The sequence below is a fragment of the Methanoculleus caldifontis genome (genome assembly GCF_032842345.1).
GTDB lineage: Archaea > Halobacteriota > Methanomicrobia > Methanomicrobiales > Methanoculleaceae > Methanoculleus > Methanoculleus caldifontis.
Window position 1 is genome coordinate 510,211 of the sequence record NZ_WBKO01000002.1, and the last position, 13,591, is coordinate 523,801.

A 13,591-nucleotide genomic window follows, 5' to 3' on the forward strand; every position below is an offset into this window, starting at 1 on the left:
TCAGTCGCTCCCCGCGATCCGCTGGAGGCGCTCCACACCGTGGATCTCCCGGATGACGTCCACCACGGCGGGAGGGACCAGGTGCTCCCAGGGTTCGCCGTCGAGCATCCGCTGTCGGATGACGGTGCCGGAGTGCGTCAGCCGCTCGTACATGTCGGGCGACTGGACGTCGACCCCTGCCTCGGCGAAGAGCTGCATGACGAGCGGGTTCGATGAGTAGACCGTATCGAACGGCGGGGTCATCGCCCGGACGTGGGCAACCCAGAGGGCGTTGCGCTGGACGTCCTCGATCGGGATGACGTAGAAGGGGCAGTCGAGATCGGCGAGCGACCGGGTGAGCATCAGCACCCGTTCCCCGGCCGTAAACGGATTCGCCACGGTGTGGGAGACCTGGGCGCTCCCCACCCCGATGACGATCTCGTCGGCAAAGCAGGCTATCCGCTCCAGCACCGACTGGTGGCCGTTGTGGTAGGGCTGGAACCGCCCGATGTAGAACCCCCGGCTCATCGCCGGCCGCCCCCGCGGGCGATCTGCGCGGCAAACGCGCCTGCCGTGAACCCGGCATCGATGTTCACGACCGCAAGCACCGAGCAGGCCTGGAGCATGCTCGCAAGCGCCGCTTCGCCGCCGCCCATGTAACCGTAGCCGGTGCTCACGGGGACACCGATCACCGGGCGGTCGACCAATCCCGCGACGATCGCGGGGAGCGTCCCTTCCCGCCCGGCCGCCACGATGAAGACGTCCGCCGGTATCACATCCTTGAGCGCCGAGAAGAGGCGGTGGATCCCCGCCACCCCGACGTCGTATGCGGTCCTGACCTCACATCCCATCTCCTCGGCGATCAGCCTCGCCTCCTCGGCGACGGGGATATCGGAGGTCCCTGCCGTGAGGATGGCGACGGTCCCGACCCGCGGGCCGGGCTCGCCGCCCGTCGAGAGGATGACGGCCCGCGCCGCTTTCCGGTGCTCCATCCTGACGTCCGGCGGCAACCGGGCCTGAAGGGCGACGAGGTGCTCCGGCGAGACCCTTGTGGCGACGCACCGACTGGCCGCCTTCACCTGCGCGAGCATGATCGCCGCAAAGGCCGCGGGCTCCTTTCCCTCGGCGAGCACCACCTCCGGCATCCCGCAACGCACGTTCCGCCCGGTGTCGATCCGGGCCATGCCGTCGATCACTTCGATGCGGAGGCCTTCGAGGGCCTCCGCCGCCTCGTCCTCAGATACCTCGCCGTTACGATACATCCGGAGGATGTCCTTGATGGTGGCATTCGGCAGCATGTCTCGCAACAAAAATAGGAGTGGAAGTATAATATTACTTCATCTCATGTCCTACCTTGTCTACGTCGCAGGGTTCGGCGTTGCCGTCACCGTTTTCCTGTGGCTCCGCGACCTGCGGATCTTCTACCGTACCGGCCTGGCCGGCTACCGGAAGGCAGCCTACTGGGGGGTACCCTGCACGGCAATCACCCTGCTCGGCTACTTCGTCACCGCGTCTGCCGAAGGCTGGGAGCTTCTCGGCCTCGGCCTGGTCCTGCTCGGTCTCTACCTCCAGGGCCGGGTGGACCGGGAGAACGTCTGGCACGGCGAAGGCACCGCGGAGCGCTTCTTCGGCAGGGCGGAGCGCACAAAAGATAAGGGTTCGCGCAAGAGACTTTAATTCAGGAGAATACCGAATGCTTCAAAAACCACGGGGAACGCGGGACTTTTTACCCGACGAGATGGAACGGCGGCGATTGATCGAACGGCGGATGCGGGAGGCGGCCCGCCGGTGGGGGTACCGTGAGGTCTGCACCCCCGACTTCGAGCACCTCGAACTCTTCACGATGAAGTCCGGCGAGGGGATCATCCAGGAGATGTACGTCTTCGAGGACAAGGGCGGGAGACAGATGACGCTCCGGCCTGAGGTGACCGCGGCAGTCCTCCGGATGTACGTCAACGAGGGCAAGGTGCTCCCCAAGCCGATCCGCTGGTGCTACTTCGCCGACTGCTTCCGCTACGAACGGCCCCAGAAAGGCCGGTACCGGCAGTTCTGGCAGTTCGGCGCCGAACTGATCGGCGCGGACACGGCGAGCGCCGACGCCGAAGCGATCATGCTCGCCGACGAGGCGCTCCGATCGAGCGGCGTCACCTTCGACCTCCACGTCGGCCACCTCGCGCCGATGAAGCACCTCCTCGCCGACCTCGCCCCCGGCGACCAGCGGGCGATCATGGCCCTCCTCGACAAGCACGACCAGGAGGGGCTCAAGGCGGCGCTCGTCGCGAGGGACCTCACCCGCCTTGCGGAGCCCCTTGCGGCGCTCGGGGAATGCCGCGACGTCGCGGAAGTCTTTGAGGTCGCGGGCGACGTTCCCGAACGCGCCCGGATCGAGGAGACGTTTTCGCTCCTCGACTCCCAGAATATCAACTACCGGCCCGACTTCGGGATCGCCCGGGGGCTCGACTACTACACGGGGATGGTCTTTGAGGGGTTCGCCCAGAACCTCGGCGCGGAGAACCAGATCCTCGGCGGCGGCACCTACCGGCTCGCCCACCTCTTCGGCGGCGACGACGTCGCGTCCTGCGGGTTTGCCATAGGATTCGACCGGGTGATGGTCTCTATCGGGGAGTTCGACCTCTCGAGCGGGCCTGTCGTCGGCGTCGTCTGCACGCCCGAGGCACGGTCGCGGGCGCTCGAGGTCGCCAGGGCCTTCCGGGGCGCAGGGATCCGGACCGAGGTCGATCTTATGCAGCGGGGGATGGGCGCCCAGCTCTCCCACGCCGCAAAGACGGCCGACTTCGCCGTGGTGCTCGGCAAGCGCGAGGTCGAGGCGGGCACCGTGACCCTCAAGGACCTGCACTCCGGCGAGCAGCAGGAGCGGAGCCTTGAGGACGCCATCGCTGAGGTAGCGCGGCATGGTGCTTGCTGAGGACCTCGCCAGGCAGCAGCGGAGCATCAGCGTCGCAGAGTTCTTCGAGAAGAACAAGCACCTGCTCGGGTTCGACTCCCCGATGCGCGGGATCATAACCACCGTCAAAGAGGCGGTGGACAACGCGCTCGACGCCTGCGAGGAGGCGGAGGTCCTCCCCGATATCTTTGTCGGGATCAAGAAGGTCGACGCCGAGGTCTACCGGATCACGGTCGAGGACAACGGTCCCGGGATCGTCCCGGAGAACGTCCCTCTGGTCTTCGGGAAACTCCTCTACGGCTCCCGGTTCCACCAGATCCGGCAGAGCCGCGGGCAGCAAGGTATCGGGATCTCGGCGGCGGTGCTGTACGCCCAGCTCACCACCGGCACCCCGGCGCTCGTCATCTCACGGACGGGGGCAAAGGCGCGGGCGCACCGGTTCGAGCTGATGATCCGGACCGAGACGAACGACCCGGAGATCGTCAGCCACGAGGAGGTCGACTGGGACCGGACGCACGGGACCCGGATCGAGATCCAGTTCAAGAGCACCCTTGCGGCAAAGAAGCGGCTGCTCGACTACCTCCGCCTGACGGCGATCGTCAACCCGCACTCCCGGCTCACGGCCGATATCGACGGCGAGGTGACGACGTTCGAGCGTGTGACGAGCGAGGTCCCGCCGTGCCCGAAGTCCGTCCTCCCCCACCCGCACGGGATCGAGTTCGGGGCGCTGAAGCGTATCGCCGCGGCAAACGCCGGGACCATCGAGGAGTTCCTCGTCAACAGCTTCTCCCGCGTGGGAAAAAAGACCGCCGACGAGATGATCGATCTCGCGAGGCTCGACCCTGCCCGGAAGACCACGACGCTTGACGCCGAGGAACTCAAACGCCTCCTCGATGCCATGCAGAGCGTGAGGGTCCCTGCGCCGCTGGCGCAGCAGTGCCTCTCCCCGATTGGAGAGGAATTGATCTGCAAAGGGCTTGAGAAGGAGATCCAGCTCGACTTCGTCAGCGCCCGCACCCGGCCGAGTTCGGTCTTCGGCGGGCACTCGTTCGTCATCGAGGCGGCGATCGGCTACGGCGGGAAGCTCCAGGCGGAAGGGAACGCGCAGCTCCTCCGGTTCGCAAACCGCGTCCCGCTCCTCTACCAGCAGGGCGCCTGCGCGATAACGAACTGTGTCACGCAGGTGAACTGGAAGAACTACGGCCTCTCGCAGCAGGGCCTCCCCACAGGCCCGGCGCTCGTCATGGTCCACGTGGCCTCGACAAACGTCCCCTTCACGAGCGAGAGCAAGGACGCGGTCGCGTCCATTCCGGAGATCGAGCGGGAGATCGTCCTCGTCCTCCAGGAGCTCGGCCGGGAACTCAAGAGTTACCTCTCCCGCCGGGACAGAAAGAAGCAGCAGGACGACCGCGCCCGGGCGATCTGCTCGGTCATCCCGGAGATCGCCGCAAAAGTGAGCGAGATCGTCGAGCTCCCCCTGGTGGACACCTCCCCGATCGAGGGGAGGATCATGCACAGAGTCGTCGCGAAGAAGCGAACGATCGACGGGAAGGTCCGTATCGACGTGAACAACTACACGGCAAAGGAGGTCCCCCTCGTCCTCTACAACCTCTCCCGCGATAAGGCCGACGACGCGGAGCCCCGGCCGGACTTCACGGACGAGTTTGATGGAGAATACAATAAGGTCTGGCGGTGCGTGCTCGCCCCCGGCGCCGCCTGGCAGGTCGTCTACACGGGAGCGGGCGATGGGTCGATCGATCTGCGCGGTGTGGAGGACAACGTGAAAGTGGTGGTGGATCTCGATGTCTAGAGAAGAGATGGATGCGCTGGCAAAGGAGAGGCTTGTTCATATCGCCCGCGGGTGGTACGACCAGATGCGTGACGGGGTTGTGCCGTTCATCCGGCTCCCGACGCGGACGAAACAGAACATCGCCTACGACGACGCGACCGAGGTCTGGAAGTACGGCGAGAAGGAGAGCACCCGGTCGGCGACGACCGAGAAAGGCGCGGTCCACCTCTTGAAGATGGCCTATCTCGTCTGGTTCTTGAAGAAGCAGCTCGTGGAGAACCGGTCGTCGACCTTGAGAGAGCTCTATTACATCTCCGAGGGCTGGAAGAAGGCGAAGTTCGCCGCGCAGGACGAGAGCAACCTCTTAATCGAGGACCTCGAGATCATCACCGAGGTGCAGCGGGAGGCCTTCCACCTCCGGCCGGAGGAGGACGGGGCCTCGATCTTCGGGCCCGTGCGGCTCAGGGAGACGACACGGCGCGGCGTCAAAGAGATCCACTGCCAGGACGACGTCGGGGAGGCGGGCTACCCCATCCCGAACAACGTCGACAACCTCGAGTTCATCGACCACGACGCGAAGTTCGTGGTCGCCATCGAGACCGGCGGTATGTACGCCCGTCTAATGGAGAACGGGTTCGACGAGGAGTACGGGGCGGTCCTGGTCCACCTCAAGGGGCAGCCGGCCCGCTCGACGCGCCGGGTCTTACGGAGGCTCAACGAGTCGCTCAACCTCCCGGTGGTCGTCTTCACCGACGGCGACCCCTGGTCCTACCGGATCTACGCGAGCGTCGCCTACGGTTCGATCAAGAGCGCCCACATGTCGGAACTCCTTGCGACCCCCCAGGCGCAGTTCGTCGGTGTGCAGCCCTCCGACATCGCCGACTACAACCTCCCCGCCGACCACCTCACGGAGCAGGACATCAACGCCCTGAAGGCGGAGCTGACCGATCCGCGATTTGCGACCGACTACTGGCGGACCCAGATCAACCTGCAGCTCGATATGAAGCTGAAGTCGGAACAACAGGCGTTCGCGAGCCGGGGGCTCGACTTCGTGACGAAGGAGTACCTGCCGAAGCGGTTGTCGGAGATGGGAGTTATCTGAGGGGACTTGCGGGCTCCGGCTGGAGAGAACCCCTCATATTTTGTTCGTACGGCGCCAGCCAGCTCCACGCCTCTTACAGTACACAACGCCGGCAGTCCTGCGCCCCACAGGCGAGGTTCTCGACCTTCCACCGGAGCGCCCACTGCTTGATATCCTTGATCACCCCGACGATCTCCAGCCCGCTCTCGGTGAGAGTGTACTCACTCCTCACGGGGACGGTCCCGGCCTCCACCCTCCGCTTGATAAGGCCTTCTTCCTCGAGTTCCTTCAGTCGGGCCGAGAGGACCTTTGCCGTGATCCCCGGGAGGCGGTCCTTCACCTCGGTGAACCGCCGGGTGTAGCCCTCCCCCTTATAGAGCTCGAGGATGATCAGGAGCGTCCACTTCTTTCCCAGGTACCTGACGGTCTGATTGACCGTACACTCGTCCTGCATGGTATAGTTAGAGAAACCTTCTCCTACTTATACTCAAGTATCAAATCGATACCTTGTATCCTAAAGATACCATGGAGTGAGTACAATGTTCTGCAACCAGTGTGAAGAGACGGCAAAGGGCCTCGGCTGCACCGTACGCGGCGTCTGCGGCAAGGACAAAGAGACCGCCGGGCTCCAGGACGTCCTGATCTACGTCCTCAAAGGGCTCTCGGCGAGGAACCTCGCGGCGATGAAGAACGGCGGCGGAAACCCGGATGCCGGGAGGTTCGTCGGGGGATGCCTCTTTGCGACCCTGACCAACGTGAACTTCGACCCCGCCCGCCTCCGCGATATGATCCGTGAAGCAGCCCGCATCCGCGACGCCCTCCCGGCGTCCGGGAGCGCGGAGCCCGACGCCTGCACCTGGGTGCCGGCAGGCCCCGCGGCGATCGCGGCAAAGGCGCAGGAGATCGTCGCCGCACGGGACGCCGTGGATCCGGACCTGCGGTCGCTCCACGACCTCCTCATCTACGGGCTCAAAGGGATAGGCGCCTACTCCCACCACGCCGCGGCCCTCGGCTACGAGGATCAGGAGATCGCGGCCTTCATGCAGGAGGGGCTTGCCGCCACGCTGCAGGACCTCACCGCCGGGGATATGGTCGGCTACGTGCTCGCGTGCGGCAAAGTCGGCGTCAAAACCTTCGCCCTCCTCGACGCCGCAAACACGACCGCCTACGGGACGCCGGCGATCACGACCGTCAGCACCGCGGCGGGCACGCGGCCGGGGATCCTGGTCACCGGCCACGACCTCAAGGACCTCGCCGACCTCCTCGAGCAGACCCGCGGAGCGGGCGTCGACGTCTACACCCACGGCGAGATGCTCCCGGCGCACGCCTACCCGGCCCTTGCGAAGTACGACCACCTCGTCGGGAACTACGGCGGCTCCTGGCCCTTCCAGCGGGAGGAGTTCGACCGGTTCAACGGCCCCGTCCTCGTCACCACAAACTGCCTCGTCCCCCCGAAGGACTCCTACCGCGACCGGGTCTACACCACCGGGCTCGTCGGGTATGCGGGGTTAAAGCACGTCGACGCCCCGGCAGACGGGAAGAAGGACTTCTCGGCCCTGATCGAGCACGCGAAGCGTTGCGAGCCCCCGCAGGATATCTCCCGCGGCGATCTCATCACCGGGTGCGCCCACGCCCCGGTCCTCGCCATCGCGGATACGGTCATCAGTGCGGTGAAGTCCGGCGCCGTCAAGCGGTTCGTCGTGATGGCCGGCTGCGACGGCCGGCACAGCGGACGGGACTACTACACCCGGTTTGCAGAGGCTCTCCCCGCGGATACGGTCATCCTCACCGCCGGGTGCGCGAAGTACCGCTACAACAGCCTCGACCTTGGCGATATCGGCGGCATCCCCCGCGTCCTCGACGCCGGCCAGTGCAACGACTGCTACTCGCTCGTGGTCATCGCCCAGGCCCTCGCAGAAGCGTTCGGCGTCGGGATCAACGACCTCCCGGTCTCCTACAACATCGCCTGGTACGAGCAGAAGGCGGTGCTCGTCCTCCTCAGCCTCCTCTCGCTCGGCATCAAAGATATCACCCTCGGCCCCCGCCTCCCGGCCTTCGTCTCGCCCGGTATCCTGAAGGTTCTCGTCGAGAACTTCGGGATCAAGGGGATCGCGACGGTCGAGGAGGACCTCGAGCGGATGGTGCCGGGGAACTGAACATTTTTTTGAAAACCTCATTCCGCTGACCAGATCGGGCGTCATGGTCGATCCAGCACCTACATGCAATTTTCGGTGTGGATCTGACCACAATGCTCCAGGTAATGACATGCAGCGCTCACAGGCAGGAGCCCAAAGAAATAAGGGAACTCTTAAGGGATCTAATCGTAGAAAAGACGTAGGAGAAGAGCCGGGGAATGGAGCGAAGGCAGGCCTACGAAAACCTGAAGCGGAACCCGAAAAGTGTGCGGTTCGAAGACCTTTGCCGTGCAGCAGAGGCATTCGGGTTCCGCTTCAGGGGCAAAAAGGGGAGTCACAGGATTTATGTGCGGGAAGGGGTTGCGGAGATCCTGAACTTCCAGAACGTAGGCGGGAAGGCAAAGCCCTATCAGGTTCGCCAACTGCTTAAAGTGATTGAGAACTATAATCTCCTGGAGGATGAGGATGCCGCATAGATACGCGATCGAGATCATCTACAGCGATGAAGATGAGGGGTTCATCGCCGTGGTCCCGGAACTTCCAGGGTGCTCTGCGTTCGGCGGGACCGAGGAAGAAGCACTCCGCGAGGTGAAGGTTGCCGTCTCCCTCTGGCTTGAGGTTGCCCGCGAAGAGGGCAGGGCAATCCCGGAGCCCGCCGGGAGGGAGCGGCTCCGGGATATTCTTGCCGGAAAAGGCGCTGCGTGCAGACCGGGAGCATGAACGGCGCCCTCTCGCACATCCAGGATTTCAGCAGCCGGGTCCATAACCTGCTTTCCCACGCAGTTCTCATTTACCTGAGGCTACCGTAACATACGTGCTTTTTCTGCCCGGATTGAGTCGTGGTATCACCTAAACTCCGCGAGCGCCACCACCGGCACCCCCTCGAGATCGTCGAAGACCAGAGGGTAGACCCGCAGGGTCCAGGGTTCCTCAAGCAGCCTGCCGTAGGAGAGGTCCACGTCCTCGAGCAGGAAGATGTGCGGGGAGCCGCAGAGGAACCCACGGTGGACCTCGGCGCCCGCCTCCGGTTCTGCAGGAATGGCGATGGAGATGGTATCGATCCCGAACAGCCTTAGGGCCGGGTTCTCCCTGCGGAGGAAGCCCGGCACCTCGGGGTGCACCCAGGGGTGCCTCTCCGCGTAGGCACCCGGGTCGCTCTCCCGGACCCGGCCGTTGCCGGTCCGGACGAAGATCGCACGTGAGTTCCGGATCGCGTCGAGGTGCGGAAGGAGGTCCTGGGTCCGGATCGGCTCCTCGCCCTCCTTTTTCACCTCGATGCACCGCACGGGTTCAAAGACCGCTTCCGGCGCAAGGAGACCCCTGACCTGGCCCCCGCCCGGGCAGAAGTGGCGGGGGAGATCGATGTGTGTCCCGGCATGGCTGGAGAAGGAGATCAGGCTCTTCTCCTCCGTATCCCCCTCGTCAAAGGACTTCGTGCGGGTGATCGTGAGCGGTTCCGTGCCGGGGTAGAGCGGCGCTGCCCGGTTCAGGGGGTACGAGATCGGGATGAGCATATGCTCTCCCGTAGATACTCCCGGAGTTGATGAAGGTTCGCCACGACCCCCTCCACCCCCGGCCGGCCGGCAAAGCGATCCGGGTCGCCGGGCGGGATCCTCGCGACGAACCGGACGCCCGTCGCATAGGCCGCCTGCCAGTCGTTCGGGGCGTCGCCGACGAAGAGGGCCTCGCCCGGTGAGGCGCCGGTCTCGGCCAGGATCTCCCTGATGCACTCGGCCTTCGTCTTCGGCGAGCCGTAGATCCGGACGAAATACTTCGTGAGGTCGCGGCGGCGGGCGATCTCGTGCATCTCCCCCTCGGGGGTCGCGGATACGATGTAGAGCGGGAGCCGCCGGGAGCAGTCTTCGAGAAGTTCTTCCGCCCCTTCGACGTACGGGACGGTGAGCATGGCATCGAAGATGAGCCCGACGTACTCGCTCGCGAGCCACTCCTCCTGCTCGGGGGTGAGCGGCTCGTGGAGGATGTTTTCGTAGATGTAACGGTACTTGTCGTACCGGGACATCCCACCGTTCTCGAGGTGGAAGGCGATGATCTCGTCGAGGTGTTCGGGGGCAAAGGAGAAGACCTTCCGGAACGCGGCGGTCTTTAGGGGGAGGGATTCGACGACGACGCCGTCGAAGTCGAGGATGAGGGTGGTGAGCATAACGAGTACTGACATTGACTGCCGGCTACTAGTACCTGACGGCCGCAGGAATTGATGGGGGCGGCAGGAACCTCGATGCCTGCCGGTCATCCAGATCGGGATGTGCCGTCCAGGCCCCGGTACATCCGCAGGAGGTCCGCCTCCATCGCGGACCAGTTATACCTTTCAAGAACCGCCCGCCTCCCGTTTGCGCCCATCCTCCGCGCCTCGTCCGGGTGGTCGAAGAGGTAGGCGATTGCGTCGGCGATCTCCTCCACGCTCCCCGGATCGACGAGGATGCCGCAGTCCGCCCGGGTAACGATATTACGGATCTCCGGCAGGTCGCTTGCGATGACCGGGAGCCCGATAAGCATGTAGTCGAAGAGCTTGTTCGGCAAGCCGATGGAGATGTTGTAGTATGTCGGCTGGAAGACAAGGAGCCCCGCGGTACCCTCGCTCAGCCTCTCGTACATTGCCCTGTAGGGAAGGAAACCGGTTGAGGTGACGAACCCTTCCCGGCCGGAGCCGCTGATCCGTTCCCTGAGATCTTCCCGGACGTTTCCGACGAGCGTGAGGGACACATCGGGATAGCGTTCCCGGGCCCGCTCGACGGCCCGAACGCACTCGTCGACCCCATGGAACGACTGCATATTGCCTGCCATGAACATGAGGTCCCGGCCGTTCCGGTCCAGGTTATAGGGAACATCAAGGTCGGCGATGGAGTAGTTCGAGAGGATGAGCGGGTCGAACCCCCTCTCCCTGAACCGCGCCGCAACGCTCTCGCTCACGGCAAACGTGCCCTCGGCCCGGCGGGCCAGGGCAATCTCCACCCGCGAGACGAGCGCGGAAAGCATCCTCTGTCCCGGGGTGCCGTTACGGATGCCGAGATCGAACGGGATCTCCGAGGGCCAGTGCTCGTGAATGTCGTAGACGAGCCGTTTCCCTTTGAGGTACTTCGCAAGGACCCCGATGAGGAGAGCGTCGGGCTCATGGCAGTGGTAGACGTCGGCGTCCTCGGCGAGGCATGCCCGGAGAAGCCGGAGAAGCGTGAAGGGGTGGAGGGCGACGGAGTCCGGCCGTTCTACGGTGACGATGCGGATCCCGTCCGCGACGCTGCTGCCGCTCCTGTCCGAAGGGGCGATGATCGTGACCTCATGCTCCTTTGCAAGGCTCTTTGCCTCTTTCTGAAATATCCTGCCGTCGCCGGGTCCGTGCGTGGACGTAAGCATGCAGATCTTCATAGCCGTATCGACCGGACCTACCAGGCGCGAGTGCCGGGCTTCAGATCGTTCCGCATAAGGATCTGATACCATGATATATCCTGCTTGCCCTCTCCTTCCAGGTGTGGCTCTCGCGTATGCGGCAGAGTGCCCGCCCCATCTCTTCGCGCACCTCCGGATGGAAGATCAGGCGCTCGATGGCCTCCGCCATCTCCGGCACCGAATAGTCCGCATAGGTAAAGCCGCCCTCATCGTCGATATCCATCAAGGACTCGCACTTCGTGCAGAGGATTGGTCTCGCCGCCCCGATGTATTCGAAGAGTTTCGTGGGGGATGCCAGGTTCAGGTATGGTTCCCCCGGGTTGTAGGGCAGCACGAGGAGATCCATCGGAGCGAGCGCGGCGGGGATCGCGCTCCTTGGAAGTTCGGCTCTCACGATAAAATCGCTTCTTTCAATCGTCTCCTTGAGGTCGTCCGGGATCCCGGGTCCGTACGGCCCGATGAGGTGCAAGCGGATCCAGGGGTAACGCTCCCGCAGGATACCGCATGAACTCACCAGAAGATCGATCCCCCTGTTCTTTGTCAGCGCTCCTGTATAGCAGATGTTGAACCGCCCTTCGACCGGAGAATACGGTGCAGAGTGTTGCGTGAAGAACTCCTCTTCAACCCCGTTCGGGACGAATACAACAGGTGTCCCGTCGAGATGATACGTTCGCCTGATCCGCTCCCACATCCGCGGGTTCAGCGCGATGAGGAGTGTTGCCCGGCCCAGGCAGTAGCCTTCCGTCCTCTGCGGCACCCCGAACTGCCCGTCGCCGACTGCCGCGGCCTGTTCCCGCGTATCGTGGATATCCACGACGGTCGGGATCCTGCAGGCCGTGCAGAGACGGAACAAAAGCCTGTTCTGAAACGTCGTCAGCGAATGCGGATACGCAAAAAAAGCCAGGGGCCGGTCTTTTAAGAGGCGGTATGCGGAGCGAAGGGCGACGGTGGTTTTGATGACGTTGTTGCAGAGCCTTTCCGGAAGGCCCTGTCCGGGTAGAACCTCGAACGAGATCGTGTCAACTCCGAGATCCTCGTACCGGGTGAGTTCTCCGAGCAGAAATCGGATCCTCGTGTACGTGGGGGACCAGTTCCCGTCGTCCCTGAGGACGGCCCCGTTGAGAACCGCAAAGATCCGGATCATGCCGGATTCTCTTCAATCACTCTGCAGATCTTCTCCCTCCTTTCTTCAAGGGAGAACTTCGCCTGGACCCTGGCCCTTGCCGCCCTGCCCCCGTCGGAGTGCAGCGCCTCCATTATCGCCGTCGACGTCGCCTGCACATCGCCGTAGGGTACCACGAACCCCGTACCCCCCACCACCTCAGGGAGGGCGCCCCTCTCGGTCACCACGGGGACGCACTCGCAGGACATCGCTTCGGCGAGCGCGACACCGAACGACTCCCGGTAAGAGAGCTGGCAGTAGACCTTTGCTCGGCGGTACCAGCGCAGGAGTTCTTCCTGGGAGGGGGACGGGACAAACGTGACGTTCTGTGGGGCGCTCCGTCTCAGATCCTCGATGCTTCCGTCAAGGACGCGGCCGACGACGGCGAACCGGAGATCCGGGAGGCTCCTTGCGGCGTTGAGGAACGTGTCAAGGCCCTTGAGCGTGATGTTGTTTTTACTGATCTGGCAGACCGTGATGACGAGATCCTCCTTCGTCTCTCCCGGGGTGAACTGTGCACAGTCGATGCCGTTATAGACGACCGCAACGTGGCGTCGCTCACTCAGGTTGAGTATCTCCCGCCTGTTGAACTCCGAGACCGCGAGGATGTGATCGGCGTTTCCGATGATGTAGTTCACCCTCTTTGCGAGTTTCGGGTCGAGCAGGGCACCGTACCCGATCTCCGGCTCTTTTGCGACCTCATACCCGCCGATGACGACGAGGGTTCTCTTCCCGAGGAGGTTCGCCAGTCTTACCGCGAGATACGAGTGGTTGTGGGCGAACCAGGAGTAGGTGAGATCTGCCCAGAGGACCCCCCGCAGGATCTCGAATGAGATCAGGAGGGACCGCTTCAGGCCGTTTTTTCCCTGGTAGTCGCTGATGACGGTCTCCCTGACCAGGTATTCCTGCCGGAGCGTCTTCAGGTCCCGCTCCGTAAACGTGGAAGGAGAGGGGGATACCAGAAATACCTTCTTTTGTCGTTCTGTTTCATGCTGCTCCACGTAAGGCCTCCGGGATTCGAGCAGGCTGAATAATCAGCCGTCCGGTGGGGACCGTATTCGCGTGGGGAGATATATATTTTTCATCGAATATGCTGCCGAATAACGGTGACAAGGGAGCCGGGAAGCAGGTGTCCTGC

15 protein-coding genes are annotated in these 13,591 nt (G+C 63.8%); 7 read left to right on the plus strand and 8 right to left on the minus strand.

All coding sequences use genetic code 11. The annotated features are described in order from the left end of the window. Together F8E02_RS11355 and larB are read right to left on the minus strand one after the other, a co-directional pair. Entirely contained in the window at positions 1-507 is a 507-nt protein-coding gene (locus F8E02_RS11355; protein WP_317065697.1) for a nicotinamide-nucleotide adenylyltransferase, read from the minus strand. Beyond that, positions 504-1,277 (minus strand): nickel pincer cofactor biosynthesis protein LarB, encoded by a 774-nt coding sequence (gene larB / locus F8E02_RS11360; protein WP_317065698.1) that lies wholly within the window; start codon positions 1,275-1,277, stop codon positions 504-506. Before larB ends, F8E02_RS11355 begins: the two co-directional genes overlap by 4 nt. A gap of 46 nt (positions 1,278-1,323) precedes the next feature. Between larB and F8E02_RS11365 the strand changes: the two genes are divergently transcribed. Genes F8E02_RS11365 through F8E02_RS11380 form a run of 4 tightly spaced genes read left to right on the plus strand, consistent with a single transcriptional unit; the run spans position 1,324 to position 5,775 of the window. Next, positions 1,324-1,656, plus strand: coding sequence for an ABC transporter permease (locus F8E02_RS11365; RefSeq protein ID WP_317065699.1), 333 nt, complete (start codon positions 1,324-1,326; stop codon positions 1,654-1,656). 16 nt (positions 1,657-1,672) lie between these two features. Next, entirely contained in the window at positions 1,673-2,905 is a 1,233-nt protein-coding gene (hisS, locus tag F8E02_RS11370) for a histidine--tRNA ligase (protein WP_317065700.1), read from the plus strand. Then, complete coding sequence (locus F8E02_RS11375) at positions 2,892-4,694, plus strand: DNA topoisomerase VI subunit B (RefSeq protein ID WP_317065701.1); 1,803 nt, start codon at positions 2,892-2,894, stop codon at positions 4,692-4,694. Before hisS ends, F8E02_RS11375 begins: the two co-directional genes overlap by 14 nt. Continuing rightward, on the plus strand, positions 4,687-5,775 hold the full coding sequence (locus F8E02_RS11380; protein WP_317065702.1) for a DNA topoisomerase IV subunit A: 1,089 nt from the start codon (positions 4,687-4,689) through the stop codon (positions 5,773-5,775). The genes F8E02_RS11375 and F8E02_RS11380 overlap by 8 nt, the downstream gene beginning before the upstream one ends. Before the next feature lie 73 nt (positions 5,776-5,848). Here F8E02_RS11380 and F8E02_RS11385 read toward each other — a convergent pair whose 3' ends face one another. Next, the gene (locus tag F8E02_RS11385) at positions 5,849-6,208 is read right to left on the minus strand and encodes a winged helix-turn-helix transcriptional regulator (protein ID WP_317065704.1); all 360 of its coding nucleotides are present in this window, start codon (positions 6,206-6,208) and stop codon (positions 5,849-5,851) included. A gap of 85 nt (positions 6,209-6,293) precedes the next feature. Between F8E02_RS11385 and hcp the strand changes: the two genes are divergently transcribed. The 3 genes from hcp to F8E02_RS11400 all read left to right on the plus strand — a co-directional run bounded on the left by hcp (position 6,294) and on the right by F8E02_RS11400 (position 8,609). Then, the gene (gene hcp / locus F8E02_RS11390; RefSeq protein WP_317065705.1) at positions 6,294-7,910 is read left to right on the plus strand and encodes a hydroxylamine reductase; all 1,617 of its coding nucleotides are present in this window, start codon (positions 6,294-6,296) and stop codon (positions 7,908-7,910) included. 197 nt (positions 7,911-8,107) lie between these two features. Continuing rightward, positions 8,108-8,365 carry a type II toxin-antitoxin system HicA family toxin gene (locus F8E02_RS11395; RefSeq protein ID WP_317065707.1) on the plus strand — a complete coding sequence of 86 codons (258 nt, stop codon included), beginning with the start codon at positions 8,108-8,110 and terminating at the stop codon, positions 8,363-8,365. Beyond that, on the plus strand, positions 8,355-8,609 hold the full coding sequence (locus F8E02_RS11400; RefSeq protein WP_317065708.1) for a type II toxin-antitoxin system HicB family antitoxin: 255 nt from the start codon (positions 8,355-8,357) through the stop codon (positions 8,607-8,609). Before F8E02_RS11395 ends, F8E02_RS11400 begins: the two co-directional genes overlap by 11 nt. Positions 8,610-8,734: 125 nt before the next feature. Here the strand turns inward: F8E02_RS11400 and F8E02_RS11405 are convergent, their stop codons facing one another. The 5 genes from F8E02_RS11405 to F8E02_RS11425 all read right to left on the minus strand — a co-directional run bounded on the left by F8E02_RS11405 (position 8,735) and on the right by F8E02_RS11425 (position 13,454). Beyond that, positions 8,735-9,403 (minus strand): cyclase family protein, encoded by a 669-nt coding sequence (locus F8E02_RS11405; protein ID WP_317065709.1) that lies wholly within the window; start codon positions 9,401-9,403, stop codon positions 8,735-8,737. Further along, positions 9,376-10,065: an HAD family hydrolase gene (locus F8E02_RS11410; protein WP_317065710.1), complete on the minus strand. Its 690-nt coding sequence runs from the start codon at positions 10,063-10,065 to the stop codon at positions 9,376-9,378. The genes F8E02_RS11405 and F8E02_RS11410 overlap by 28 nt, the downstream gene beginning before the upstream one ends. Before the next feature lie 71 nt (positions 10,066-10,136). Beyond that, on the minus strand, positions 10,137-11,342 hold the full coding sequence (locus tag F8E02_RS11415) for a glycosyltransferase family 4 protein (protein ID WP_317065711.1): 1,206 nt from the start codon (positions 11,340-11,342) through the stop codon (positions 10,137-10,139). After that, positions 11,311-12,435: a glycosyltransferase gene (locus F8E02_RS11420; protein WP_317065712.1), complete on the minus strand. Its 1,125-nt coding sequence runs from the start codon at positions 12,433-12,435 to the stop codon at positions 11,311-11,313. Before F8E02_RS11420 ends, F8E02_RS11415 begins: the two co-directional genes overlap by 32 nt. Continuing rightward, positions 12,432-13,454, minus strand: a complete 1,023-nt coding sequence (locus F8E02_RS11425; RefSeq protein WP_317065713.1) for a glycosyltransferase family 4 protein — start codon at positions 13,452-13,454, stop codon at positions 12,432-12,434. The genes F8E02_RS11420 and F8E02_RS11425 overlap by 4 nt, the downstream gene beginning before the upstream one ends. Positions 13,455-13,591 lie beyond the last annotated feature (137 nt).